The organism is Anoxybacteroides tepidamans (assembly GCF_014201465.1).
In the GTDB taxonomy this organism is placed as follows: Bacteria; Bacillota; Bacilli; order Bacillales; family Anoxybacillaceae; genus Anoxybacteroides; species Anoxybacteroides tepidamans.
Window position 1 is genome coordinate 1 of the sequence record NZ_JACHEP010000054.1, and the last position, 1119, is coordinate 1119.

Consider the following 1119-nt stretch of genomic DNA (forward strand, 5'->3'; position numbering starts at 1 on the left):
GTAGCTGACTTATTGAATCTGGAAGTCGATTTGCTTTATTTTGATACGACTTCGTCTTATTTCGAAGTCGATCCGTCCGAAACACCGGAAGAGGAATCCCTTCGAAAGCAGGGATTTTCCAAAGACAAGCGACCCGATCTTGTCCAAATCGTCATTGGGCTGGCCGTCACTCGGGAAGGAGTCCCGATTCGCGCTTGGGTATGGCCAGGCAATACGATGGACATGACGGTCATCAAACAAGTCAAACACGATCTCATCGGCTGGAAGCTCGGTCGTGTCATCAGTGTCATGGATCGCGGATTTTCCTCTGAAGAAAACTTACGAACCTTACAACAGGCAGGAGGACATTACATTGTCGGTGAAAAAATGCGATCCGGGAAAGCTTCCGTCGAAGAGGCGTTGAGCCGTCGCGGGCGCTACCAACAAGTCCGAGAGAACTTGCATATCAAGGAAATCAACGTAGGAGACGGAGAAGCGCGTCAGCGATATGTTCTCGTGTACAATCCCAGCGAAGCTGAGCGCCAACGCAAGGAGCGAGAAAAGCTGCTCGAATCGCTGAAAGAGGAGTTAGAAGGGCTTCGCCAACTCCCAAACGAAGCCCATCATAAGGCTACCTGCCGGTTGCGTTCCCATCCGTCCTACGGAAAATACTTGCGCCAGTTGAAGGACGGAACCCTTCGCATCGACAAGCAGGCGGTTCGTGACGCGGAAAAGTACGACGGCAAATATCTCATCCGGACATCCGATGACACCTTGTCTGCCGAAGATGTCGCGCTTGGATATAAGCAGTTGGTGGATATCGAGCAGGCCTTTCGAACATTGAAGTCCACATTGGAATTGCGACCTATGTATCATCGCTTGGAAGACCGCATTCGGGCGCACGTGCTACTCAGCTGGCTCGCTCTCTTGCTGGTTCGGATCGTGGAGATTCGAACCCATGAATCGTGGCCGAAAGTAAGGGACGAATGCGAACGTCTCATGCTTGGACATTTTTCTTCAAAAAACGGCGACCTTTATCAACGAACCGAACTGACGACCAAACAGGCTCAATTCTTTGCGGCTCTAGGGCTGGAGCCTCCTCCGAAGATTCTAGGCATCCATCCTCGCACCTAGATACAC

Annotated in this window: 1 protein-coding gene; it reads left to right on the forward strand. The window is 51.5% G+C overall.

The features are described 5' to 3' along the window. Positions 1–1113 (forward strand): IS1634 family transposase (locus tag HNQ34_RS17255; RefSeq protein WP_183256541.1); only part of this gene is annotated, 1113 nt, incomplete at its 5' end. Between the last annotated feature and the right edge of the window lie 6 nt (positions 1114–1119).